Origin of the sequence: Pseudarthrobacter sp. (assembly GCF_036675385.1) — a bacterium.
GTDB lineage: Bacteria > Actinomycetota > Actinomycetes > Actinomycetales > Micrococcaceae > Arthrobacter.
Genome location: NZ_JAKFFD010000015.1, coordinates 1 through 22,072, shown reverse-complemented (window position 1 = coordinate 22,072; position 22,072 = coordinate 1). Strand labels below are relative to the sequence as shown.

General features: G+C 66.6%; 20 protein-coding genes and 1 pseudogene. 13 read left to right on the top strand and 8 right to left on the bottom strand.

Features of this window, described 5'->3' with window-relative positions; all coding sequences use genetic code 11:
• Positions 1 to 159 precede the first annotated feature (159 nt).
• The 10 genes from V6M49_RS01445 to V6M49_RS01400 all read left to right on the top strand — a co-directional run bounded on the left by V6M49_RS01445 (position 160) and on the right by V6M49_RS01400 (position 9,898).
• On the top strand, positions 160 to 951 hold the full coding sequence (locus tag V6M49_RS01445; protein WP_332759650.1) for an alpha/beta fold hydrolase: 792 nt from the start codon (positions 160 to 162) through the stop codon (positions 949 to 951).
• A 233-nt stretch (positions 952 to 1,184) separates the two neighbouring features.
• Positions 1,185 to 1,262 carry a hypothetical protein gene (locus V6M49_RS01440; protein ID WP_332759667.1) on the top strand — a complete coding sequence of 26 codons (78 nt, stop codon included), beginning with the start codon at positions 1,185 to 1,187 and terminating at the stop codon, positions 1,260 to 1,262.
• Between the two features lie 154 nt (positions 1,263 to 1,416).
• The gene (locus tag V6M49_RS01435; RefSeq protein ID WP_332759648.1) at positions 1,417 to 2,421 is read left to right on the top strand and encodes a LacI family DNA-binding transcriptional regulator; all 1,005 of its coding nucleotides are present in this window, start codon (positions 1,417 to 1,419) and stop codon (positions 2,419 to 2,421) included.
• 178 nt (positions 2,422 to 2,599) lie between these two features.
• A complete protein-coding gene (locus V6M49_RS01430; RefSeq protein WP_332759647.1) occupies positions 2,600 to 3,604 on the top strand; it encodes a LacI family DNA-binding transcriptional regulator in 1,005 nt (334 codons plus the stop codon).
• Between the two features lie 111 nt (positions 3,605 to 3,715).
• A complete protein-coding gene (locus V6M49_RS01425) occupies positions 3,716 to 5,020 on the top strand; it encodes an ABC transporter substrate-binding protein (RefSeq protein WP_332759645.1) in 1,305 nt (434 codons plus the stop codon).
• Positions 5,017 to 5,970 (top strand): carbohydrate ABC transporter permease, encoded by a 954-nt coding sequence (locus tag V6M49_RS01420; protein ID WP_254751500.1) that lies wholly within the window; start codon positions 5,017 to 5,019, stop codon positions 5,968 to 5,970. Before V6M49_RS01425 ends, V6M49_RS01420 begins: the two co-directional genes overlap by 4 nt.
• The gene (locus V6M49_RS01415; RefSeq protein ID WP_332759643.1) at positions 5,963 to 6,865 is read left to right on the top strand and encodes a carbohydrate ABC transporter permease; all 903 of its coding nucleotides are present in this window, start codon (positions 5,963 to 5,965) and stop codon (positions 6,863 to 6,865) included. Before V6M49_RS01420 ends, V6M49_RS01415 begins: the two co-directional genes overlap by 8 nt.
• A 31-nt stretch (positions 6,866 to 6,896) precedes the next feature.
• Positions 6,897 to 8,261: a glycoside hydrolase family 172 protein gene (locus V6M49_RS01410; protein WP_332759642.1), complete on the top strand. Its 1,365-nt coding sequence runs from the start codon at positions 6,897 to 6,899 to the stop codon at positions 8,259 to 8,261.
• Between the two features lie 61 nt (positions 8,262 to 8,322).
• Positions 8,323 to 9,675, top strand: coding sequence for a glycoside hydrolase family 32 protein (locus tag V6M49_RS01405; protein ID WP_332759640.1), 1,353 nt, complete (start codon positions 8,323 to 8,325; stop codon positions 9,673 to 9,675).
• Between the two features lie 10 nt (positions 9,676 to 9,685).
• Positions 9,686 to 9,898, top strand: a complete 213-nt coding sequence (locus V6M49_RS01400) for a PfkB family carbohydrate kinase (protein ID WP_332759639.1) — start codon at positions 9,686 to 9,688, stop codon at positions 9,896 to 9,898.
• 72 nt (positions 9,899 to 9,970) lie between these two features.
• Here V6M49_RS01400 and V6M49_RS01395 read toward each other — a convergent pair whose 3' ends face one another.
• Genes V6M49_RS01395 through V6M49_RS01375 form a run of 5 tightly spaced genes read right to left on the bottom strand, consistent with a single transcriptional unit; the run spans position 9,971 to position 15,926 of the window.
• On the bottom strand, positions 9,971 to 11,422 hold the full coding sequence (locus tag V6M49_RS01395) for an aldehyde dehydrogenase (NADP(+)) (protein ID WP_332759638.1): 1,452 nt from the start codon (positions 11,420 to 11,422) through the stop codon (positions 9,971 to 9,973).
• Positions 11,423 to 11,482: 60 nt separating this feature from the next.
• Positions 11,483 to 12,592, bottom strand: a complete 1,110-nt coding sequence (locus tag V6M49_RS01390) for a mandelate racemase/muconate lactonizing enzyme family protein (RefSeq protein WP_332759637.1) — start codon at positions 12,590 to 12,592, stop codon at positions 11,483 to 11,485.
• Positions 12,592 to 13,497, bottom strand: coding sequence for a 5-dehydro-4-deoxyglucarate dehydratase (locus V6M49_RS01385; RefSeq protein ID WP_332759636.1), 906 nt, complete (start codon positions 13,495 to 13,497; stop codon positions 12,592 to 12,594). The genes V6M49_RS01390 and V6M49_RS01385 overlap by 1 nt, the downstream gene beginning before the upstream one ends.
• Positions 13,494 to 14,462 carry an NAD-dependent epimerase/dehydratase family protein gene (locus V6M49_RS01380; protein ID WP_332759635.1) on the bottom strand — a complete coding sequence of 323 codons (969 nt, stop codon included), beginning with the start codon at positions 14,460 to 14,462 and terminating at the stop codon, positions 13,494 to 13,496. Before V6M49_RS01380 ends, V6M49_RS01385 begins: the two co-directional genes overlap by 4 nt.
• Before the next feature lie 27 nt (positions 14,463 to 14,489).
• Positions 14,490 to 15,926: a Gfo/Idh/MocA family oxidoreductase gene (locus V6M49_RS01375; RefSeq protein ID WP_332759634.1), complete on the bottom strand. Its 1,437-nt coding sequence runs from the start codon at positions 15,924 to 15,926 to the stop codon at positions 14,490 to 14,492.
• Positions 15,927 to 16,290: 364 nt separating this feature from the next.
• Between V6M49_RS01375 and V6M49_RS01370 the strand changes: the two genes are divergently transcribed.
• Positions 16,291 to 17,325 (top strand): LacI family DNA-binding transcriptional regulator, encoded by a 1,035-nt coding sequence (locus V6M49_RS01370; RefSeq protein WP_332759632.1) that lies wholly within the window; start codon positions 16,291 to 16,293, stop codon positions 17,323 to 17,325.
• 12 nt (positions 17,326 to 17,337) lie between these two features.
• Here V6M49_RS01370 and V6M49_RS01365 read toward each other — a convergent pair whose 3' ends face one another.
• Positions 17,338 to 18,060 carry a FadR/GntR family transcriptional regulator gene (locus V6M49_RS01365; protein WP_332759631.1) on the bottom strand — a complete coding sequence of 241 codons (723 nt, stop codon included), beginning with the start codon at positions 18,058 to 18,060 and terminating at the stop codon, positions 17,338 to 17,340.
• 95 nt (positions 18,061 to 18,155) lie between these two features.
• On the opposite strand from V6M49_RS01365, the gene V6M49_RS01360 reads away from it, so the two are divergent.
• Positions 18,156 to 19,487, top strand: a complete 1,332-nt coding sequence (locus V6M49_RS01360; protein ID WP_332759629.1) for an alpha-hydroxy acid oxidase — start codon at positions 18,156 to 18,158, stop codon at positions 19,485 to 19,487.
• A gap of 122 nt (positions 19,488 to 19,609) precedes the next feature.
• On the opposite strand, the gene V6M49_RS01355 is transcribed toward V6M49_RS01360, so the two are convergent.
• Positions 19,610 to 20,152 carry an ArsR/SmtB family transcription factor gene (locus tag V6M49_RS01355; RefSeq protein WP_141141562.1) on the bottom strand — a complete coding sequence of 181 codons (543 nt, stop codon included), beginning with the start codon at positions 20,150 to 20,152 and terminating at the stop codon, positions 19,610 to 19,612.
• A gap of 79 nt (positions 20,153 to 20,231) precedes the next feature.
• A complete protein-coding gene (locus V6M49_RS01350; RefSeq protein WP_141141563.1) occupies positions 20,232 to 21,443 on the bottom strand; it encodes an acetoin utilization protein AcuC in 1,212 nt (403 codons plus the stop codon).
• A 103-nt stretch (positions 21,444 to 21,546) separates the two neighbouring features.
• Here V6M49_RS01350 and V6M49_RS01345 point away from each other — a divergent pair.
• Positions 21,547 to 22,072, top strand: a pseudogene (locus tag V6M49_RS01345) (TrkH family potassium uptake protein); the annotation flags it as partial.

Genomic DNA, 22,072 nt, shown 5'->3' with positions numbered 1-22,072 from the left:
ACGTCATGTCGGCCCGAACGTCCGTTAAGGGTTCGGCTTACGGGCACCAAGAGGCGACATTTAGCGCCGCGAGAATGCCGCCATTTATCGCTGTGATTCACACCTCAACCGGCTATTCCTCGCGCGGTTCGCGTCGTCGGCATGGATTAGGGTGTCGGTATGGAGTGCCGGATCAACGAAGTCCTGGTGCACTACGTCGAGCATGGCGTCGGCGTGCCGCTCGTTGCGTTGCACGGCGCCGGTGTTGATCATCGCGAGATCGAGGCGGCGATCGAGGCCATCGTTCCCGACACGCGATACAGGCGGATCTATCCGGATCTGCCGGGGATGGGCCGCTCGACGGCCGGCGGCCTGACCTGCAATGACGATGTGGTGACGCTGCTCGTCGATTTCATCGATCATCTGGGAGTGGGACCGGTGATGCTGCTCGGGCACTCTTACGGCGCCTACCTGGCTCGTGGAGTGGCCGCACGGCGACCAGACATGGTGCTCGGTCTGGCGTTGTTGTGCCCCGTCGCCGAGGGGTCGCGAAGCGTGCCCGGCCACGACGTGGTTCGCCAGGACGCCGACGCGTACGACGAACTCGAACCTGCGCAGCGGGCGGGGTTCGACGACTACTTTGTCTTGCGCACACAGGCCACGGCTCGCCGGTACCGCGACCGCGTTGCGCCGAGTACGGCGCTTGTGGACGAGGCTGCGCTGGGGCGCATCTTCGCCGGGTGGACGGTGGACGTCGGGTCGACCGCGTTCTCTGCGCCGACCTTGGTCGTGGCGGGACGGCGCGATTCGGTCGTCGGGTATGCCGACGCGGCCGAATTGCTCGAACGCTACACGCACGCAACCCTGGCTGTCATCGAGGACGCGGGCCATGCGCTCATGCACGAGCGGCCCGAACTACTCGCCGCATTGTTCGGCGACTGGCTCGATCGTGCTCGACCAGAGGACGAGTGACCCACCTTGCTGCAATTCATCAGGCGTGACTGATAGGGGGAACCCTTGCGGGAAAACACCGCCGCCTACACCGCGCCGGCGCAGGACATCCAGCCTGGTACTGCCAGCCTCCCCACCTCCTCCGGGGACGTCGTGCAGATCGACGCCGAGTTCTCCCCCCGGCACGGCATCCTCCTTCGGCCTGAAAGTCCTGGGCAACGGACCAGGTCTTTCCCGCCGCCGGCGCCCAGTCCATCTCACTGTTCTCGGAAGGAGGAACCGCCAGGCTGGAGAGCCTGACCGTGACACCGCTGAACAAGGCCATGTGGTGACAAAGACGGCAATATAGCAGGGCCCGTTCTTCCTGAAGCAACATCCCAAAACAGGAAGGACGGGGCCTTGCGCCGTCCGTTCCCGGACGCCGTGAGTAAACTGGCGGAGGTTACGCGAAACGTTCGCGTAAACGATTCCCCAAGGGCGGCGCCGATGACGACGATGGTAAAAGTGGCCAAGCTTGCCGGCGTGTCCATCTCCACCGTGTCCCACGTCCTCAACGGGACCCGGCACGTGAACGATGAGACCCGGCAGCGCGTCCTGAAAGCCATCGAAGAAACGTCCTACCGGCAGGACGCCCTGGCCCGTGCCATGCGTCGCTCCAGGACAGACAGCATCGGCCTCATTGTTTCCGACGGCGGTGAGCCGGCTTTCGCCGAGATGATCCGGGGCGTGGAGCAAACGGCCGCCAGCCAGGGCATCACCTTGCTCCTCGCCAATTCCGCCGAAGACCCGCAGCGCGAGGCCCGGGCCGTCCAGGCCCTCCTCGAGCGCCGGGTGGACGGCCTGATCCTCGCCCGCGCCGCCGGCTCCGGCCCGGAAACCCTGGCGGAGTTCGCCAACCAGGACACCCCGCTGGTGCTGATGGACCGGCTGTCGGATGATCCCTTTGACCAGGTGGGAGTCGAGAACCGAGCGCCCATCATGGAACTCGTGGAACACCTGGTAGCGCAGGGCCACCAGCGGATTCTGCTGATTGCCGGCGACACCAGGGTTGCCACCCTGCGCGAACGGCATGAGGCCTTCCAGGAAGCCATGACGACGGCGGGTGTACCGGAAGCGGACCGGCTGACAGTCCTCGCCGCGGAACCTGAAGAAACCGACGCCGGGATCGCAGCAGCGCTGTCAGGCGCCAAACCGCCAACTGCCGTTATCGCCTGCAGCACCGTCCTGGCCGCCGCGGCCCTCCGCCACATCCAGACGCGCGGCCTGCGGATGCCAGAAGACATCGCCTTCGCAGCCTTTGACGGCTTCGCCTACGCAGACTTGTTCGAGCCGCAGCTCACCACTGTCCGGCAGCCAGCCTTCCAGGTGGGCGCCACTGCGGCAGAACTGCTGACCAAGAGGATCGCCGACAAGTCCGTGGAACCCTCCGTTGTCCGGCTGGCACCCACCATCGAGTACCGCGCCTCTACCGGCGCAGGACCGGGCTCCTAAACCGCCCATCCCCAGCGCGAACGGACAGTTCAGGCCCCACATTCGGGCGTCAAGCTGTGCGTTCGCGCTTCTGCTTCAGCGGCCAGTTTAAGAATCTTCCCTGTGACCCATTGCACATCGAAACGTTTGTCTCTACTATCGAAACGTTCGCGCAATCGTTTCGCTAGAAGGAGTCGCAGTGGCAACCATCGTCGATGTCGCATCACTTGCAGGCGTTTCGACGTCCACTGTGTCGCACGTCCTCAACGACACCAGGCACGTTGAACCGGAGACCAAAGAGCGAGTCATGAGCGCTGTGAAAGCCACCGGTTACCGGCGCGACGTTTTGGCCCGCTCCATGCGCCGCGCCAGGACCGACTCCATCGGCCTTGTGGTCTCGGATGCCGGCGAACCGGCCTTCGCGGACATGGTGCACGGGGTGGAGGAAGCCGCGGCGCAGCACGGCCTGTCCCTGCTGCTGGCCAACTCGGCGGAAGATCCCGCCCGGGAACGCGCAGCCGTGGAGGCCCTCCTGGACCGCCGCGTGGATGGCCTGATCATCGCGCGGGCGGCCGGTTCAAGCGCAGGGCTGCTGGAGCGGATCCGTGAGGAGAAGAAGCCCCTCGTTCTCCTGGACCGCCTCGCGGACCTGGACGTGGACCAGGTGGGCGTCAACAACCAGTCCGCCATGGCGGCCCTGGTTGAACACCTCACCAGGCGCGGACACGAACGGATCATGCTGGTTTCCGGCGACCTGCGGGTCTCGTCGCTCCGCGAGCGCTATGACGGCTTCCGCGCCGCCATGCAGGAGCGCGGCCTCGAGGTGCCGGCAGCCCTGCTGTGCGAAGGCACGGTGACTGCCGCGGACACCTTTGACGGTGTCCAGGCGGTGCTCCGCGCTTCGTTGGAGAACGGGGAACGTCCGACGGCGATCCTCGCCTGCAGCACGCTGCTGGCGGCAGGTGCGCTGCGGGCTGTGCAGCATGAAGGGTTGCGCGTGCCGGGAACCATGGCGTTCGCCACGTTCGACGGTTTCACGTACTCGGACCTGTTCCAGCCTCAGATCACCACCGTCCGCCAACCGGCTTTCCAACTGGGCGAGAGCGCCGTGAGCCTGCTCCTGCGGCGCCTCGAAACCCCTGACGCTCCCACCAGGATCCTTCGGCTCGAGTCCCAGATCGAGTTCCGCCGCTCCACCGAATGACTGCACAACAGCCCAACAGGCACCACCAGCCCCACAAACAGACAAACCCACATCCGTCATCGCATCCCAACAGCGCACCTATCCCGGGCGCAGCATGCAAAGGAGCATCACATGAGAAAAACAGTCCGCACGTCCATCGCCGCGGCGGCAGCCGTAGCCCTGCTGGCCCTCACCGCCTGCGGAAGCGCCACGGAGACGTCAACACCGGCAGCAGACGGCCCCTACGCTGTCCCGGCTAAGGACATCACGGCCACCATCTCCGTCTCGAACTGGGGTGACCCGGGAGATAAGGCGGTGTACGACAGCGTCGCCGAGCGTTTCAAGGAGAAGTACCCGAACGTGACGGTGAAGAACAACTTCACCCCCATCACAACGTGGACGGAATACGTCAATAAGCTCGTGACGCAGGCCGCCGCCGGGCAGGCTCCGGACGTCATCAATATCGCCACCGAGGGCGTGGAGTTGGGCCTGACAAACGAACTGTTCGCGCCCTTGGACGGCTTCCTCGAAAACGACCCCGAGGCCAAGACCCTGCGTGCGGACATCGATCCGAAGCTGCTCAAGGGATTCAGCAAGGACGGCTCCACGTACCTGATGCCCAACACGTTCAACACCATGGTCATCTACTACAACACCAAGATGTTTGAGGCGGCCGGCATCGAACGGCCAAGCGATGACTGGACCTGGGACGAATTCCTGGAGATCTCCAAGAAGCTGACCACCGGTTCGGGGGCGGACAAAGTCTATGGGTTCGCCATGCCGCACTACTCTTTCGGCATCACACCCTGGCTGTACTCCAACGGCACGTCCATGATGAGCGAGGACCTGAAAACTGCCCAGCTGACCGACCCGAAACTTCAGGAGACAGTTGGCTGGGTGCGGGACCTTGTCACCAAGCACGGGGTTGCGCCGCAGCCCAAGGGTTCGGACCCCTACCAGCTGTTCCCCGCCGGCAAGGCAGCCATGACCGGGGCCGGGCACTTCGTCACCGGTGGTTTCGAGAAGGCCGGCTTCGCCGACTATGACATCCTCCCCTGGCCGACGGGAACCACGAAGTCCACCGTTTTCGGCGCCGGCGCGTTCGCTGTCTCCAAGGGCTCCAAGAACCAGGAGCTGTCCTGGGAGTTCATCAAGATGCTCACCGACCAGAAGACGCAGAAGCAATGGGCCGACGCCGGCTCCGCCGTTCCTTCCACGAAGACTGCCGCTTCCTCACCGGAGTTCCTGTCCTCCCCCAAGCACGCCGAGGAGTTCTACAACTCCCTGTCCTACGCCAAGCCGGTAGCGGCCCCTGGCGCGTACAACGTGCTGGATCCGGCGTTCATGCGGGCCATGGACGAGATCATGTCCGGCCAGGACATCAACTCGTCCCTGGAGAAGGCCCAAAAGGATGTTGAGGAGGCGTTGCAGCAGTGACCTTAACTGCCCCTAAGACCGCTTTGCCGCCCGCGCCCCTTTCGGGGCGCGGGGGGCGGCCCGGGCGCCAGACCGCCGCCCGTCGGGAAGCCCTCACCGGTTACCTGTTCACCGCCCCCACCGTGATCGGCTTCCTTGTTTTCGTCCTCGGCCCTCTGGTGGCCGCCCTGTATCTGAGCCTGACCAAGTACAACATCCTCACCGCACCAAAGTTCGTCGGGTTCGACAACTACGTCCGGATGTTCCGGGACGAACGTCTGGCCACCACCTATGGCAACACGGTCCTCTACGTGGGCGCCGCCGTCGTACTGATCAACGCGTTCGCTCTCCTGTTCGCCGTACTCATCAACCAGCGGCTCCCGCGGGCCCTGACGTACGTTTTCCGCTCCGCGTACTTCTTTCCCTACCTGGTGGCACTGGTGTACGTGTCCATCATCTGGCAGGCGCTCTTCCAGAAGGACACGGGCATCCTGAACTACTACCTCACCGCGCTGGGCGGGGAGCGGATCGACTGGCTCAACAGCTCCGAGTTCTCCAAGGTGTCGGTGATCATCGTGGACACCTGGCGGAACGTGGGGTTCGCCATGCTGATCTACGTGGCAGCCCTGCAGGAAGTCCCCAAGGACATGGTGGAGGCGGCCCGGATGGACGGCGCTAACGAGTGGCAGATCTTCCGCCGCATCACCCTGCCGATGATCAGCCAGGCAACGTTCTTCAACATCACCATCACCATCATCGGCGCGTTCCAGATTTACGAATCGATCATCGTGCTCACCAGGGGCGGCCCGGGCGATGCCAGTCGCAGCGTGGTGATGTATATCGCCGAAGTTGCCTTCAACAAGTTCGACATGGGCTATGCCTCCGCCATCGCAGTAACGCTGTTCCTCATCATCATGCTGGTGACCATGGTTCAGTTCCGTCTCAGGAAGTCGTGGGTGAACAATGAGTAACGCCGCAGTCCTTTCGTCCCGCTCACGTTCCGGAAAACGGGGTTCCGGAAAAAACGTACGACGGCGGCCCCGCCCCGGCGTCGGGAAGAGCATTTCCGTGGCGCTGCTGGTCCTCGGCGCCATCGGGATGGTGGCCCCGTTCCTATGGATGTTCACCACCTCGCTCCGGGACGCCAGCCAGGCCTATGACCTGCCGCCGCAGTGGCTGCCCACCGAATGGAACTGGTCCAACTACGCGGACGCGGTCAGCGGACCGGTCCCTATCCTGCGGAACATGTTCAACAGTGCCGTCATCGCCATCGCGGTGAGCATCGGCATGATCATCACCGCTCCCATGGCCGGCTACGCGTTCGCGAAGATCGAGTTTCCGGGCCGCAACTCCATCTTCGTGGGCCTGCTGTCCTCGCTGATGGTGCCGGCCCAGGTGACCATCATTCCGCTGTTCCTGCTGATGCGGACCTTCGGCCTGCTGGACAACCCGCTCAGCCTGATCCTGCCCGGCATCACCGGAGCACTGGGCGTCTTCCTGCTGCGGCAGTTCTTCCTGGGCCTGCCGCAGGAGATCATCGACGCCGCCCGGATGGACGGTGCCACCGCCTGGCAGACCTACCGCCTGATCGCGCTGCCGCTGGCCAAGAACGCCGTGAGCACCCTGGGTGTCATCACGTTCCTGGGCAGCTGGAACGCCTACTTCGCACCGTCGATCTTCCTCAACAGCACGGACACTGCCACCCTCCCGCTGGGCCTGGTCCTTATGCTCGGCCCGTACGGCGCCGGCAACGTCGCCCAGGTGATGGCAGCCACCACCATCGCCATCGCCCCGGCACTCATCGTTTTCCTGGTGGCCCAGCGGTGGATCATCGCCAGCCTCACCCAGTCAGCCGTCAAGGGCTAACCAACAACTCTTTTCGAAAGGTACAACCACCATGGCTACATCGCCCCGCTCAGGCCTGCTCTCCAGCCTGACCAAGCTCTCCACCGCCCGCACGGCCCGCGCCTCCAGCTGGGACCAGACCGGCCGGAACCGCGACAACTGGATCGTGATGCCCGGCGAGGAACGCGTCCTGGCGGACATCGAGGGCCCGGGCTCCATCACGCACATCTGGATGACCCAGTCCTGCCGGATCCAGCCGGGGCCTGGCCAGATCTCCCCGGAACTGGTGGGCGTGCCCATGCTGGAAATCCACAACGCCCTGGGCGTCAGCTGGGAAGTGGTGGACCCGGACTACTACCGCAAGATCGTCATCAGGATGTACTGGGATGACCAGGAAACCCCCAGCGTGATCGCACCCCTGGGCGACTTCTTCGGCCTGCTGAACTCCCTGTCCGGCTCCTACGATTCGCTGCCGCTCTCCGTCTCCGCCAAGGAAGGGGAACTGAACACCTTCGGCGGCAGCGCGGCGTTCAACAGCTACTTCGAGATGCCCTTCAACTCCCGGGCTCGCATCACCGTCGAAAACCAGAACGACATCCCCTACCTGCAGTACTTCTACATCGACTACGAGCTCTACACCGAGCCGCTCGCGGAGGACACCGCGTACTTCCACGCCCACTGGCGCCGGCAGAAGCCCAACGCCGGCTGGGGCCCGGACCTGCAGACCAACAGCATCGAGGTGGCCATCCCCAACCTCTCCGGCGAGGACAACTACGTGGTCCTGGAGACAGAGGGCCAAGGCCACTACGTGGGCTGCAACCTGGCCGTGCGCCACTTCCAGGGCTCCTGGTGGGGCGAGGGCGATGACATGATCTTCATCGACGACGACACCTGGCCGCCCAGCCTGCACGGCACCGGTATGGAGGACTACTTCGGCCACGCCTGGGGCATGCAGCACAACGCCTTCCTGATGAACGGCACCATGGTCCACGAAGAAAACGTGCCCGGCTTCCACCACAGCTACCGCTTCCACATGACCGATCCCATCCGGTTCCAGAAACGCATCAAGGTCACCTTCGAACACGGCCACGCCAACCACCTCTCCGATGACTGGTCCTCCACCGCCTACTGGTACCAGACCCTCCCCTCCCCCGTGCTGGACATCGACGCTGTGGAGGATCGCCTGCCGCTTCGGCCCCGCGACCAGGTGGAAGAGCGCCCACTGCCGGAATTGACTCCGGTCCAGCAGGCCGCCCGCGACGCCTCCGCCGAACGGATGAAGCAGTTCACCGAAACGCGGGATGCAGTCCGGAACGAACGCCGGGCCGAAATCGACCAGTGGGAAAAGGCCAACGCCGAGCAGGCCCGGGAGGTCCGCCAGCGGTTCCTGGCTGCCAACAGCGTCCTGGCGCCATGACCCAGTCCCCCTAAGTGAACCAAGCAAACCCCTCCAGCACAGCCAGCATAGAAGGATCAGCATGAACGCGCAGGAACCCCGCCCGGCCTTCCACTTCACTGCCGCCGAAGGATGGATCAACGATCCCCTGGGCGTCACCTGGAAGGATGGCCAGTACCACCTCTTCTACCAGTACGTCCCCGGCCGCACCACGTGGGCCTCCAACTGCCACTGGGGCCACGCCACCTCCCCGGACATGATTGCCTGGACGGAGCAGGGAGTGGCCGTCGCACCCGGGGACGGGGACGACGGCGTCTGGTCGGGTTCCATCGTCACCGGCACCGATGGTGCCGCCACCATGTTCTACACCTCGGTCACCGAGCCGGACCTCGGCATCGGCACCGTCCGGTCCGCCACCCCGGATAGCGACTCCTGGGATTCGTGGACCAAGGGCGGGAAGCTGATGACCGCGCCGGACCTGGGCGTTGTGGCCTACCGGGACCCGTTTGTCTTCCGCGACGGCGGGCAGTGGCGGATGTTCGTTGGCGCCGGGCTGGAGGGCGGAACCGCAGCCGCGGTTTCCTACAGCTCCCCGGACCTTGCCCAGTGGAGCCTGGACGGCATCGCCGCGCAGCGGACCGGCACGGAAACGGATCCCGTCTGGACCGGCACGATGTGGGAATGCCCGCAGCTGTTTGAGATCGACGGCTCCCAGGTCCTGGTCACGTCCATCTGGGAAGACGACGTCCTGCACTACGTGGCCTACGGCGTGGGCAGCTACGCGGAGGGCAAATTCACTGCGCGCTCCTGGGGACAGCTCAGCTTCGGCAAGAGCTACTACGCCCCTTCCTTCTTCAGGGACAAAGATGGCTCGCCATCCCTGATCTTCTGGGTCCGGGGCGTCATCAGCCCGGACGGACAGTGGGCCAGCGCGCTGAGCGTCCCCCACACGCTCACTCTCGACGGCGACACCCTGGTTGCCATGCCGCACGCCGACCTCGCGAAGTACACGCAGCCGGGGCAGCTGGAACAGATGTCCGCTGGGGTTTTCGAGGCAGTGCTCGACGGCGGCGCGGACCTCAGGTGCCACGTCACCGCCGGGACCGTCATCAGCCTGGCCACCCAGGACGGGACACTGGCCGCACTCCGGCACGATGGCGACGGCATCGAAGTTACAGTCGCCGGGAATCCGGACTTCGCCGACGTGTTCTTCCCGGCCGATCAGGGATCCGAGCTGCGGTTCATCATTGACGCCGGCGTGCTGGAAATCTCCGGCCGCCAGGGGATCATGGCGGTCCCTCTCCCCATCGTGGACTCGCCCGTAACTCTGACAGTGGCCCACGCTGCCGCCTCGCCGCAGCTCCTAACCATCCAGACGCCGGCAGCCGGCGCCGCGGGCAACGCGCGGCGGACTGCCCTGTCAGGACAGCCATGACCACAGGCGGGTGGCTACGGCGGACACTGTGGGCGCCGGCGACTCCTACATGTCCTCGCTCATCGCCAGCCTGTTGAAGGATCCCGCACAGGACTTCGGCCACGTCCATCTCGAAAGGCTGGGAGTGACGGCTGCTGCGGCGGCAGCAATCACCGTCACACGGCACGGAGCGAACCCGCCGACAGCAGCCGAGCTGGACGCGGCGCTGGCTGTCTCACCCTGAGCGGTTGTTGGGGAGCAAGATCCAGGGTTTCGCTCCCCAACCACCGGATCGGCCGTCCGGGACATCCAGGTGTTACGGAAGAACCAGCTCACCGTCCAGGCGCCGCGGGATGCCCAGCGGGTTGCTTTCGCGCAGTGCCGGGTGCAGCACCGTTTCGGGAGCATCCTGGTAGGCGACAGGGCGCTGGAAGCGGCGGACCGCCGTCGCGCCCACCGAGGTGAACAGGGACGTGGTGGCCGGGTATGGGCCGCCGTGCTGCTGCGCCCAGTTCACGGCGACGCCGGTGGGCCAGCCGTCGAACAGGACCCGCCCGGCGAGGCCGGACAGCTGCTCCACGAGACCCGCGATGTCCTCGCCCGGCTGGGCGTGGACAGTGGCGGTTAGGCTCCCGGGAACTTTGGCCAGGACGGCGGAGAGTTCTTCCTGGTCAGAGTATTCGATCAGCATCGTGGTGGGGCCGAAGCACTCCTCCAGCAGCTCGTCCGGGCGCTCCAGGGCATTGGCGGCGGAGGTGGAAAACACCACCGGCGCGGCGCCGTTGAGGGTTGCGTCCTGGTCCGCGGTGCCGCTCACGATGGTCACGTCGGGCAGCGAAGCCACGTTGCGCAGGCCCTCCGGGTAGGCGTCGGAGATCCGGGTGGTGAGCATGGCCGCCGTCGGCTTGTCCTTGCTGGCCTCAGCCAGTTCCGCGGCGAATTCTGTGCCCGCCGGGATGAAGACCAGGCCGGGCTTGGTGCAGAACTGGCCGGCGCCCATGGTGAACGATGCTGCAAGTCCCGCCGCGAGCTGGCCGGAACGTTCGGCCAGCGCAGCCGCGGTGATGACCACCGGGTTCAGGCTGCCCAGCTCGCCGTAGAACGGGATGGGGTCGGGCCGCGAAACCGCGAGGTCAAAGAGCGCCCGGCCGCCCGGGATGGACCCGGTAAAGCCCACGGCCTTGATGGCGGGATCCTGCACCAGCGCGGTACCCACCTCGCGGCCTGCCACCAGCGCGAACAGCCCCTCCGGCGCTCCGGCCGAACGCAGGGCTTCGGTGACCACTTCGGCCGTCCGCTCGGACAGCTTCAGGTGGCCCGAGTGGGCCTTGACGATCACCGATGAGCCCACAGCCAGGGCCGAAGCGGTGTCGCCGCCGGCCACCGAGAACGCGAACGGGAAGTTGGAGGCCGAGAATACGGCCACCGGACCGATGGGACGCAGAATGCGGCGCAGGTCCGGCTTCGGCGGGGTGGCTGAGGGGTCCGCGTGGTCAATCACGGCTTCGAGGTAGGAGCCTTCGGTGACCACCCGTGCGAACAGCCGCAGCTGGCCGGAGGTTCGGGCCACCTCGCCCGTCAGGCGGACGGCACCCAGGCTGGTCTCCGAATCGGCGATCTCCACCAGTTCGGCCACGTTGGCGTCCAAGGCGTCGGCGACGGCGGTAAGCCAGCCTGCGCGCTCGGCATCGGAGGCGGCAGCCGCGATGGAGGCCGCCCGGGTGGCGGCGGCCGTGAGCTCGGAGAGGGAAAGGGTTGCAGTTGTCACTGGGGTACCTGAATTTCGTCGGGAGGTGTTGTGTCTGCGGTCAGTCGTGATTGCAGGCTGTCAGCCCTGCGGGTTCTCGGTGAACCGGAAGCCAAGTCCCGGCTGGTCCGTTAGCGTCAGGCGGCTGTTGCTGAAACGGACCGGTGACGGCCATGCCAGGATGCCCAGCTGCTCGAAGGACGCGTCCTCCACGTCCTCCACCAGGGTGGGTTCCGCCAGCGTGAGGGCCAGCTGTCCGGACAGTTCCGGCAGCAGGTGCGGCATCACGCGGATGCTGTTGGTCCGCGCCAGCTCCACGATCCGCCGGAACGGCGTGATGCCGCCGACCCGGATGATGTTCGGCTGGATGATGTCCACTGCCTCCGCCTCAATAAAATCGCGGAAACGGTAGATGGTGTGCAGGTTTTCGCCCAGGGCGATGGGCACGGGTGAATGCTTCCGCAGCCTGCGGTACGCCCAGAGGTCGTCCGCGCGGAGGGGCTCCTCGAGCCATTCCAGCCCGTACTCCGCGAGCACGTCCAGGGCCTTGAACGTGGTGGGCAGGTCCCACCGCTGGTTGGCATCGATCATCAGCTTCCGGTCCGGTCCGAGTACGGAGCGGACTGCGGCGACGCGCTCGGCGTCCTCGCGGATATCGGGCTTGCCCACCTTGATCTTGACGGCCCGGTGGCCCACTGCAATCCAGCGCTCGGTCTGCTCCACCAGCTCCTCCAGCGTGTAGTGGAGGTTCACCCCCGAGCCATACACCTCGGCGGACTCGTGCCGCTGGCCCAGCAGGCCCGTGACCGACGTAGCGGCACGGCGCGCCTGGAGGTCCCAGAGGGCAAGGTCGGCGCCGGCCATGGCGATGGTGGTCAGTCCCCCGCCTCCGGCCTCATGCAGCCGCTTCCACAACGCGTCCCACACCGTCTCCGGATTGGCGGGCAGCCCCGCAATGAAAGGTGCGATGTCGTAGTCGAGGAGCGCTTTAACGGCCTGCGGGCCGATGGTGGGCGTCCACGAAAAACCGTGCCCCGCGCCGCCGTCGTCCGTCTGGATCTCCGTGACGATCACGTGGTTTTCCGGGGCTTCCACTCCCCAGCTGCGGCGCAGCGGGACAGTCAGGAGGCGGGTGGTCAGACCGGTAATGAGCGGAGCGGTCCGGACGGAATCGAGCGCGGGCGCACTCATCAGCGGCCGGCCAGCTCGTAGCCCTTGGCCAGGATGGACTTCAGCTGGAGCAGCTGGTCCTCGGTGGGGTCCACCAGCGGCGGCCGGACGGGGCCAACAGGAAGTCCGCCCAGCCGCAGGCCGGCCTTGACCAACGAGACGCCGAAGCCGGGGGTCTGGTCCCGGAGCCGCACCAACGGAGCGTAGAAGCCCTCCAGCAGGGCGTTGCGGCGGTCCTCATCGCCGGCCATGTAGGCGTCGTAGTATGCCTTGGCGATTTCCGGTGCCATGGCGAATGCCGCCGAGGAGTAGAGCGGGATGCCCAGTCCGCGGTAGGCGCCCTGGGTCAGTTCGGCGGTCAGGAGCCCGTTGAAGAAGGCGAAGTCCTCGCGTCCCGTGGCGCGGACCGCGGACACGATCTCCTGGGCCAGGCCCACATCGCCCAGCCCGTCCTTGAAGCCGATCACTTTGGGGTTGGCGGCGAGCCGGACCATGGAGGCGGCTGTGAACTTGGCGTTGCCGCGGTGGTACACGATCACCGGCAGGCTGCTGGCGTCCGCCACTGCCTCGATGTACGCCACCAAACCGTCGGTGGGGCCGGTGACCAGGTACGGCGGCAGGACCAGGAGTGCATCGGCGCCGGCTTCCTCAGCGACACGGGCGGCAGCAAGGGCGTGCCCCAGCGGCCCGCCGGCTCCGGCCACCACCGGCACCTTCCCTGCCACAACCTCGACGGCGGCGGTCACCACGGTGCGCACCTCGTCGATGCTCAGTGCGTGGAATTCGCCGGTGCCGCAGGCAGGAAACACGCCGCCGGGTCCGAACGGCAGCCGCGAGCCGATGTGCTCCTTGAGGAGCTCCACATCCACGGTGCCTTCCGGCGTGAACGGGGTGACGGGAAAGAACAAAACGCCGTCGAATTTCATGATGTCTCCTTGGATCCGGCCCCGGCTGTGACCAGCGAGGCGGACGTCTCGTCGTTGAGGTGGTTGGTTGTCTTCAGTTCGGTCCGCCAGCTGCGCTTGGGTTCCCAGCCGAGCAGTTGACGGGCCTTCGCGATGGAGAAGGCCGGGCTGGTGCCGGTCAGGCCGGCGGCGAGGGCCTCGCTGCCGGGCAGGAAGCGGGGCATCACCTCGGCCAGCGGTGCCGTGGCGAGGGCATCAGCGGCCCCCACAAAGAACGTTTCGCCGTTCGGGATGGTATCCATCTGCTGCAGGAGCACGTCCAGGAAATCGGCCACATCGCGGGCGTCCACGTAGTTGAACAGCGCCGGCGCGGACAGTGCGGGATCGGCCAGCCGTTCGGCCAGGGTGTGGCCCTGTTGTGTGGGCGCGCCTTCCCATTCCTCCGGTGAGATGACGTAGCACGGGCGGAAGGCGGCGTACCGGATCTTCTCCCCCTGTGCCGCGGCGAACATCTGCACGGTCTGCTCGGCGATCAGCTTGGACAGCGCATAGGCGTTCCAGGGCTTTGGCACCGTGCGCTCATCCAGCGGGAAGCTGTCCGGCAGCCAGCCGGCCGGGCAGCCGTAGCCCAGTACCGTGGGGCTGCTCGCCGTGACGATCTTGCCGATCCCCAGTTCCGTGGCCGCGCTGATGACAGCGAAGGCCATGCGGGTGTTGGTGGCGAAGATGACGTCCTCCGGCGCGCTGAACGGAACGGCGATCGCCGCAAGGTGGATGACGGCGTCGGGCATGGTCTCCCGGAGGAGGCGCAAAGCCTCGCCCGGGGCCAGCAGGTCGCCGGTTTCCTGCACAACGCCGGCCGGCAGCTGGTCCGCCGGGATGGCGTCGCGGTCCACCGAGATGACCTCGTGGCCCGCTTCGGCGAGCCCCGCCACGACGCTGCGCCCCAGGCGGCCGGAGCCGCCAGTGACAAAGATCCTGCTCATGTTGGTTCCTTTGGGATTTCGGGCGGACTAGGCGCCGCGGCGAAGGTCTGCGCCGAGGTGGAGATCCTCGATGCGGACGGGAAGGGAGGACTCCAGCGAAAGGTTGCCGGCAATGCCCACGGACACGGAGCGGAGGCCGTCGAGGTAACCGGACGGACGGCCCAGCGGGTCCTCGCCGGGACCGTTGAAGAGGTCGGAGAGGAGCAGGTCGTCGCCGCCGCCGTGGCCGCCTTCGCCGTTTAGGATGGGCACTTCGTAGGCAGCTTCCCAGTGGCGCTGGACCACCAGGCGTTCGCCGTTGCGGCGGACGGCGTCTTCCTCCTCGATGGGGGTGGCACTCGGGTCAACCACTGCCTTCTTGTCCGTGCCGTTCAGGACGGCGGCGCGCTCCACCACTTCGAGTTCGGCCCGGCCTTCGGTGCCGTTGACGGCCACGCGGTAGCCCTCCCACGGGCTGTGGGCGTTCAGGGAGTAGCTCAGGCGCGGGCCGCCCTGGTACTCCACCACGAGTGCCAGGTTGTCCTCGATGGTGATGCCGCCGGTGAAGACGTCCTGGTCGCGGCGGTAGCCGTCATAGTGCTCGTTGTCCAGGAAGAGGGCCTTCAGGCGCTCATCCTCACGCAGGTCCAGCGCGAACGGATCCTTTTCGACTGTTTTGTCCCCGATGACGGGGGTTTCGGCGTCGGGCGTTCCACGCTCCGGACGGGGCCCCAGGCCCCGCTCGGCAGCGTTCTTGTCGCCATAGAACTTGAGGCCGCCGGAAGCGAAGACACGCTCCGGGACGTCGTTGATCCACCAGTTGACCAGGTCGAAGTGGTGCGAGGCCTTGTGGATCAGCAGGCCGCCGGAGTTCTTCTTTTCGCGGTGCCAGCGGCGGAAGTAGTCGGCGCCGTGGACGGTGTCCAGGACCCAGCTGAAGTCGATGGAGGTGACCTTGCCGATCACGCCGCTCTGGATGATTTCCTTGAGGGCACTGTTGCGCGGTGAGTAGCGGTAGTTGAAGGTGACCACCACGTTGCGGCCGGTTTCTGCCACGGCCTTGGTGATGCGGCGGCAGCCTTCGGCGTCGATGGTGAGGGGTTTTTCGACCACGACGTCGGCGCCCGCCTCGAGTGCCTCCACGATGTAGTCCGCGTGGGTGTAGTCCGGCGTGGTCACCACAACGCGGTCGATGTTGTTGGCCTGGATGTAGGCGGTGAGGTCTGCGGGGTCAAAGGAAGCGACGGGTCCGGGCGCACCGAGTTCCTGGATGAGCTTCTGGTAGAACTCGACGCGGCCGGGGTTCACGTCGGAGAAGGCCACCAGTTCCGCGGTATCAGCGTGCTTGCCGAAGATGGCCCGGATGTACATCTCGGAGCGGCCACCGGTGCCGATGAGGGCGATGCGGGCCCTGGTACTTGTGCCTGGCTCCGGCGCTGAAGTGAAGGCAGCGGTAGCAGAACTCGATTCGGCTGTGTTGACCATGAGGGTCCCTTTCGAAGGCTTCAATACTCGGCCGTGCTGCGGCCGCGGGTGGTGCGCTGGACTGTGGTGCTCTGGACTGTAGTGCTTGGAACTTGTGCTGCTCTGGACCGAGGCCCGGAAGTCGCCGCAGCCGTGAGAAAGCGTTTTCTCAGTGCCGCTACATGATTTCTATCAATAGACGCGCGGTCCCGTCAACCCTTATCCTCTCTAAGAGAAAGCGCTTTCTGATGGAAAGGCCTGTTTCTGCGGCGGCACAGCCCTCATCCGGCGCGCCGAACGAATGGAAACCGGTTTCCGAGAGCGTTGTATGCTGTCCCACGGGCGCCGGTAATCACTGGGACCGGGACTTACGAAAGGCAGGGCCATGGCCAGGAAATCGGCAACCGGCAGGATCGGCATTGCGGACGTTGCCGTGAAGGCAGGGGTTTCGCACGCCACTGTTTCGCGCGTCATGAACGGCAACTTCACCGTGGACCCGGACATCGCGGCACGGGTGCGGGCGGCCGCCGTCGAGCTCAAATACCAACCCAATCCCGTGGGGCGCAGCCTCGCGCTGGGAAAAACGGACACCATCGGCATTGTGGTTCCGGACCTTGCCAACCCCACCTTCCAGGCGATCCTGCGCGGATTGAGCCGGGCCGCGGCGGAGGACGGCTACCGCGTCCTGATTGCCGATTCCTTCGAAGTCTCCAGCGAGGAAGCCATCCTGGCCGGCGAGGCCCGCCGGCGCTGCGACGGCCTGGTGCTCTGCGCCCCGCGCATGAGCGACGCCGAGCTGGAGGAAATCGCGCCGTCGCTGCACCCGCTGGTCCTGATCAACCGGACGACGGCGGCTGCCGGGATTCCCAGTCTCGTGGTGGACTACGGGCAGGGGGTCCAGGACCTCGCCGAGTACCTGGTGGGCCTCGGCCATACACGCCTGGCCTTCCTGGCCGGCCCGGCAGGCAGCGCCTCCAACGGCCTCCGGCTCGAGGGCCTGGAAGCGTTCAAGACCCGGCACCCGCAGGTGGACGTCACCATGCTCGACGGCGGCTCGGACTTCGACACCGGCCACGGGGCTGTGGACTCCGTCCTGGCCAGCGGCGCCACCGGCATCCTGGCCTTCAACGACCTCGTGGCCATGGGCCTGATGAGCGGCCTGCACGAACGCGGCGTGGACGTTCCGGGCGACATCTCCGTCACCGGCTTCGACGACATCCCGTTCGCCCGCTACACCACACCCACCCTGACCACCGCGGCGGTCCCCATTGCCGAGCTCGGCGGCCAGGCCTGGCGTGAACTGCGGGCACTCATCCGCAAGGAAGACCACGACGCCCCGGGCAGCCAGTACCAGCCGCGACTGGAAATCCGGGCCAGCAGCGGCCCAGCCAAGGCACCACGCACTGCGGCCCACGGCTGACGCGCCGCCGGGTCAGCCCTCCGCCGGGCCCCCGCCCGCCGGGCGCCCGACCCCGCCCTCGCGGTAGTACCCCTCGATGTGGGCCGCCACCAGCGCGGCCGCGCGCGCGCCGTCGTCGTTCCTGATGGCGGCCAGAATCTCCCGGTGCTCCGCCTGCAGGCGCGACGCCGTGGCATCCCAGTCCGGGAGATTGGCCGTAAACCGGGCGGTGTAGCCCTGGATGGATTCGCGCAGCGAGCCCATCATGGCGCTGACCACGGCATTGCCGGCGGCGTCCGCGAGGGCCAGATGGAACCGGATATCCAGCGCCAGGAAGTCATCCGCCGTCCGGGCAACGCGTTCGACGGCGTCCATCTCGCCCAGGAGCGTGGCGGCCAGGTCCAGCTCCGGAGCATCGGGCTTGGCCCGGGCAGCCGCCCAGGTCTCCAGCAGGATGCGCGTTTCCACGATGTCGGACACGGGCAGATGCTGCGTGGCAACGTGGAGCCGCAATGCGGAGCCGAGCGCCGCCGTCGGATCCGAAATCACCACCGTCCCCGCTTCTGGGCCGGAGCCAACCCCGGCCCGGACCACGCCCATGGCCTCCAGGATGCGGATGGCCTCGCGCACCGACGTCCTGGAAACCGCCAGCTGCTCGGCGAGTGTCCGTTCCGCGGGCAGGCGTCCACCCACGCTCAGCTGTCCGTCGGAGAGCTGCTTTTCGATCCACGTCAGGACAAGTTGGTGCGTACGCATATCGCTATCGTAGTTGATGTGGTTGGACCACATGGCCTAGAGTGTGGTTAGACCACAGCCGATCCCCTGCGCCAGGCCCACCAACGGAGGCAGCCATGACCCACACCATCCAGCCGAACAACCCCGAGGTCACGCTGGCCCCGGATGCCACGGACGTCCCGGCCGCCACGGCGCCTAGGCCTGCAGCTTCGGCGGTGCCGGCTGCGCTGAAGCGCCGCATCCCCAAGTACGCGGACCTGGCCCCGCTGATGCAGTTCAAGAAGCCCGAGTTCAGCAAGGAAGCGCGACTGAAGCGCGCCAGCACTATCTGGGACCTGCGGGACATGGCCAAGCGACGCACCCCGCAGGCCCCGTTCGACTACACGGACGGCGCCGCCGAGGGCGAGATCACCCTGCGCCGCGCCCGCGAGGCCTTCCTGGACATCGAGTTCCGGCCCGGCATCCTGCGCAACGTCTCCAGCATCGACCTCAGCACCAACATCCTGGGCAAGCCGTCCCGGCTTCCCGTGGGCATCGCCCCCACCGGCTTCACCCGCATGATGCAGTCCGAAGGTGAATACGCCGGCTCGCAGGCAGCAGAGGCCGCCGGCATTCCGTACACCCTTTCCACCATGGGCACCGCGTCCATCGAGGACGTTGCCGCCGCCGCCCCGAACGGCCGCAACTGGTTCCAGCTGTATCTGTGGACGGACCGCGACCGCTCGCTGGAACTGATCGAGCGCGCCGCCAAGGCCGGCAACGACACCCTGATGGTCACCGTGGACACCGCCGTCGCCGGCGCCCGCCTCCGCGACGTCCGCAACGGCATGACCATCCCGCCGGCACTGACTATCAAGACCGTGCTGGATGCGTCCTACCGCCCGGCCTGGTGGTTCAACTTCCTCACGCACGAGCCCCTGACCTTCGCCTCGCTCTCCCGGTACACCGGGACCGTCGCCGACCTCATCAACTCGATGTTCGACCCCACGCTGACGTTCGAGGACCTGGACTGGCTGCGCGAAACCTGGAAGGGCAAGCTGGTGGTCAAGGGCATCCAGACCGTTGAGGACGCCCGCAAGGTGGTGGACCACGGCGCCGACGGCGTGGTGCTCTCCAACCACGGCGGCCGCCAGCTGGACCGCGCGCCCATCCCGTTCCACCTGCTGCCCGGCGTCAAGGAAGCGTTCACGAAGGACAACTCGGACGCGGCCATCATGCTGGACACCGGCATCATGAGCGGCGCCGACATCATCGCCGCGCTGGCCCTGGGCGCGGACTTCACGCTGATCGGCCGCGCGTACCTCTACGGCCTGATGGCCGGCGGCCGGGCCGGTGTGGACCGCGCCATCCAGATCCTGGAGAAGGACATGGCCCGAACCATGGCCCTGCTCGGCGTCAGCAACATCTCCGAGCTGACCCCGGACCACGTGCACCTGCTCAACAAGTAGCCCGGTGATCCGGTGATCGAGCCGGGCCCACAGCCGCCGGGTTCCCTGACCGAGCTTGCGAGGTGAGGGAGCGGCTGGGGAGCGAGATCCAGGTTTCGACAGGCTCAACCACCGGGCGGGGGCTACTTTTTGCGGCCGAACTTGGGGAGATTCGGGAGGTTGGCCAGCAGGTCCGCGGCCTTCGTGGCGGCGCGGCCCACGGTGCGGCCGATCTGCTGCGGGACGGTGTCGTCGCTGAGCGGGGCCACGGTGCCGCCGGGAATCACGACGGCGGGGCTCAGTTCGGCGCCCGGGCGCTCGAGGACGGCGGCAACGGCCACGTTGTCCGACAGCGGGGTAGCCACGGGCGGCTCCGTGCCGGCGTCCGCCTCCGCGCGAGGTGGCTTGGCGACGGCGGCCGCCGGGCCGACGTCGAACGTCTCCAGCCAGCTGACGATCCCCTCCAGCGGTTTGGGGTTCAGCGCGTAATAGCGCTTCTGGCCCTGCGCCCGCATGCTGACCAGCTGCGCCTCACGGAGGACTTTCAGGTGCTTGGAAATGGTGGGCTGGCTTGCGGAAAGTTCTTCCACGAGCTCACCCACTGCCTTGTCCCCGGCGCGCAGGGATACCAAAATGTCGCGCCGGGTTGCTTCCGCAATGACGGCAAATACGTCGTCTGTCACCATGACTCCCACCCTAGCGACATATACGCCGCCGGGCATCAACTATTTCGCCCGTGACCGCCCCGCGTGGGTTGAAGAAGGATCAGTCGAACCAGGGATCAAGGCCGTGCAGCGGAAAAACCGCTTTGCGGGTGGCCATCACGGTGCGGTCCACGGCGTCGTTGGGGTCAAAGCCCACTTCCCAGGACCGCCACCAGAGCTCCACGTCGTCGCCCATCAGGCCCGGTGTGTCCATGCCGAACTTCTCCGAAACATACGCGCGCCAGTCCTCCGGCACCGGGGTCTGGAGCGGAACGGGGCGCCCGGCGGCGATGGCGATCAGGTGGCTCCAGGAGCGCGGCACAACGTCGGTGACGCTGTACCCGCCGCCGCCGGTGGCGATCCAGCGGCCCTCGCAGTGCCGGGCGGCGAGATTCCCGACGGCGGTGGCCGCCTCGCGCTGGCCGTCCACGCTGATGTTCAGATGGGCCAGAGGGTCACGCCGGTGCGAGTCGCAGCCGTGCTGGCTGACGATGACTTCGGGCTGGAACGCGCCCACGAGCTGCGGCACCACGGCGTGGAATGCCCGCAGCCAGCCGGCGTCGCCGGTGCCCGACGGCAGGGCAACATTGACGGCGCTGCCCTCAGCCTGCGGACCGCCGATCTCGTTCGCGAAACCGGTCCCGGGGAAAAGCGTGAGTCCGCTTTCATGCAGCGAAATGGTCAGGACCCGGGGGTCGTCCCAGAAGATACTTTCCGTCCCGTCCCCATGGTGCGCATCGACGTCGATGTACGCCACACGGCGGATGCCGCCGTCGAGCAGTCTCTGGACGGCCAGGGCGGAGTCGTTGTAGATGCAGAAGCCGCTGGCGCGGTCACGGGCGGCGTGGTGCAGGCCCCCGCCGAAGTTCACGGCGTGGAGCGCGGATCCGTCCAGGATGGCGGACGCAGCGGCCAGCGATCCCCCTGCAAGCCTCGCGGCGGCGTCGTGCATGCCGGCGAAGGCAGGATCGTCGTCGGTGCCCAGCCCGTGGGCTTCATCCGGCGAGGCCGGGTCGTCGCTGACCCGGCGGACCGCAGCCACAAACTCAGGCGAGTGCACGGTCTCCAGTTCGGCATCGGACGCAACCTCCGGGGCCTCCACGGACACATGCGCAAGGTCCAGCAGGCCGAGGCTGCGGGAAAGCCGGGCCGTCAGGTCCAGCCGCGCCGGAGCCATGGGGTGGCCGGGACCAAAATTGTAGGCCGCCATGGCCGAATTCCACACCACCATCGTTGGTGGCGCGGGCTGGCTGAGACCGGGCAGGAATGTCATCAATGACAGGCTACCGGAGGACGCACTGCCCCAGCCCGGCCATTACGCGGGCATTAGTGGTTTACTACTGGAGGAAACAGTTTCAACCGAGGAAAAGCCCCCCATGACGCAACGCCAGTCGAGGCCCCGGAACCCGGCCAGCTGGCACCCCGCCGCACCGGAGCGTGAAGGTCTCTGGATCTTCACCCGCGTACGCGACTTCGTTGACGATATTGCCAATACGTCGCCCGCCCGGCTTGCCCTGAGCGCCTTCGGGGTGGTCTGCCTGGTCTTCACGTTCATCCTCTCACTGCCCATCTCCTCCGCCACCGGCACAGCCACTCCGATACACCAGGCACTGTTCACGGCGGTGTCCGCGGTCTGCGTGACCGGCCTGACGGTTGTTTCGACGGCGGTGCACTGGTCATTCTTTGGCCAGCTGGTCATCCTGATCGGCATCTTTGTGGGCGGTTTGGGAACGCTGACCCTCGCGTCGCTGCTGGCCCTCATGGTGAGCAAGAAACTTGGCGTCCGCGGCAAGCTGATCGCGCAGGAAGCCATGAACAACGCCGGCCGGCTCGGTGAAGTGGGCACGCTGCTGCGGATCGTCATCGTGACCTCCGTGGTGATCGAGGGTGTCCTGGCGCTGG

Coding starts and splice junctions, on each gene's coding strand:
- V6M49_RS01370 (WP_332759632.1), top strand. CDS start 16,291: ATGGCCAGGAAATCGGCAACCGGCAGGATCGGCATTGCGGACGTTGCC.
- V6M49_RS01360 (WP_332759629.1), top strand. CDS start 18,156: ATGACCCACACCATCCAGCCGAACAACCCCGAGGTCACGCTGGCCCCG.
- V6M49_RS01365 (WP_332759631.1), bottom strand. CDS start 18,060: ATGCGTACGCACCAACTTGTCCTGACGTGGATCGAAAAGCAGCTCTCC.
- V6M49_RS01435 (WP_332759648.1), top strand. CDS start 1,417: ATGACGACGATGGTAAAAGTGGCCAAGCTTGCCGGCGTGTCCATCTCC.
- V6M49_RS01405 (WP_332759640.1), top strand. CDS start 8,323: ATGAACGCGCAGGAACCCCGCCCGGCCTTCCACTTCACTGCCGCCGAA.
- V6M49_RS01380 (WP_332759635.1), bottom strand. CDS start 14,462: ATGAGCAGGATCTTTGTCACTGGCGGCTCCGGCCGCCTGGGGCGCAGC.
- V6M49_RS01415 (WP_332759643.1), top strand. CDS start 5,963: ATGAGTAACGCCGCAGTCCTTTCGTCCCGCTCACGTTCCGGAAAACGG.
- V6M49_RS01355 (WP_141141562.1), bottom strand. CDS start 20,152: ATGGTGACAGACGACGTATTTGCCGTCATTGCGGAAGCAACCCGGCGC.
- V6M49_RS01445 (WP_332759650.1), top strand. CDS start 160: ATGGAGTGCCGGATCAACGAAGTCCTGGTGCACTACGTCGAGCATGGC.
- V6M49_RS01390 (WP_332759637.1), bottom strand. CDS start 12,592: ATGAGTGCGCCCGCGCTCGATTCCGTCCGGACCGCTCCGCTCATTACC.
- V6M49_RS01425 (WP_332759645.1), top strand. CDS start 3,716: ATGAGAAAAACAGTCCGCACGTCCATCGCCGCGGCGGCAGCCGTAGCC.
- V6M49_RS01375 (WP_332759634.1), bottom strand. CDS start 15,926: ATGGTCAACACAGCCGAATCGAGTTCTGCTACCGCTGCCTTCACTTCA.
- V6M49_RS01410 (WP_332759642.1), top strand. CDS start 6,897: ATGGCTACATCGCCCCGCTCAGGCCTGCTCTCCAGCCTGACCAAGCTC.
- V6M49_RS01385 (WP_332759636.1), bottom strand. CDS start 13,497: ATGAAATTCGACGGCGTTTTGTTCTTTCCCGTCACCCCGTTCACGCCG.
- V6M49_RS01350 (WP_141141563.1), bottom strand. CDS start 21,443: ATGACATTCCTGCCCGGTCTCAGCCAGCCCGCGCCACCAACGATGGTG.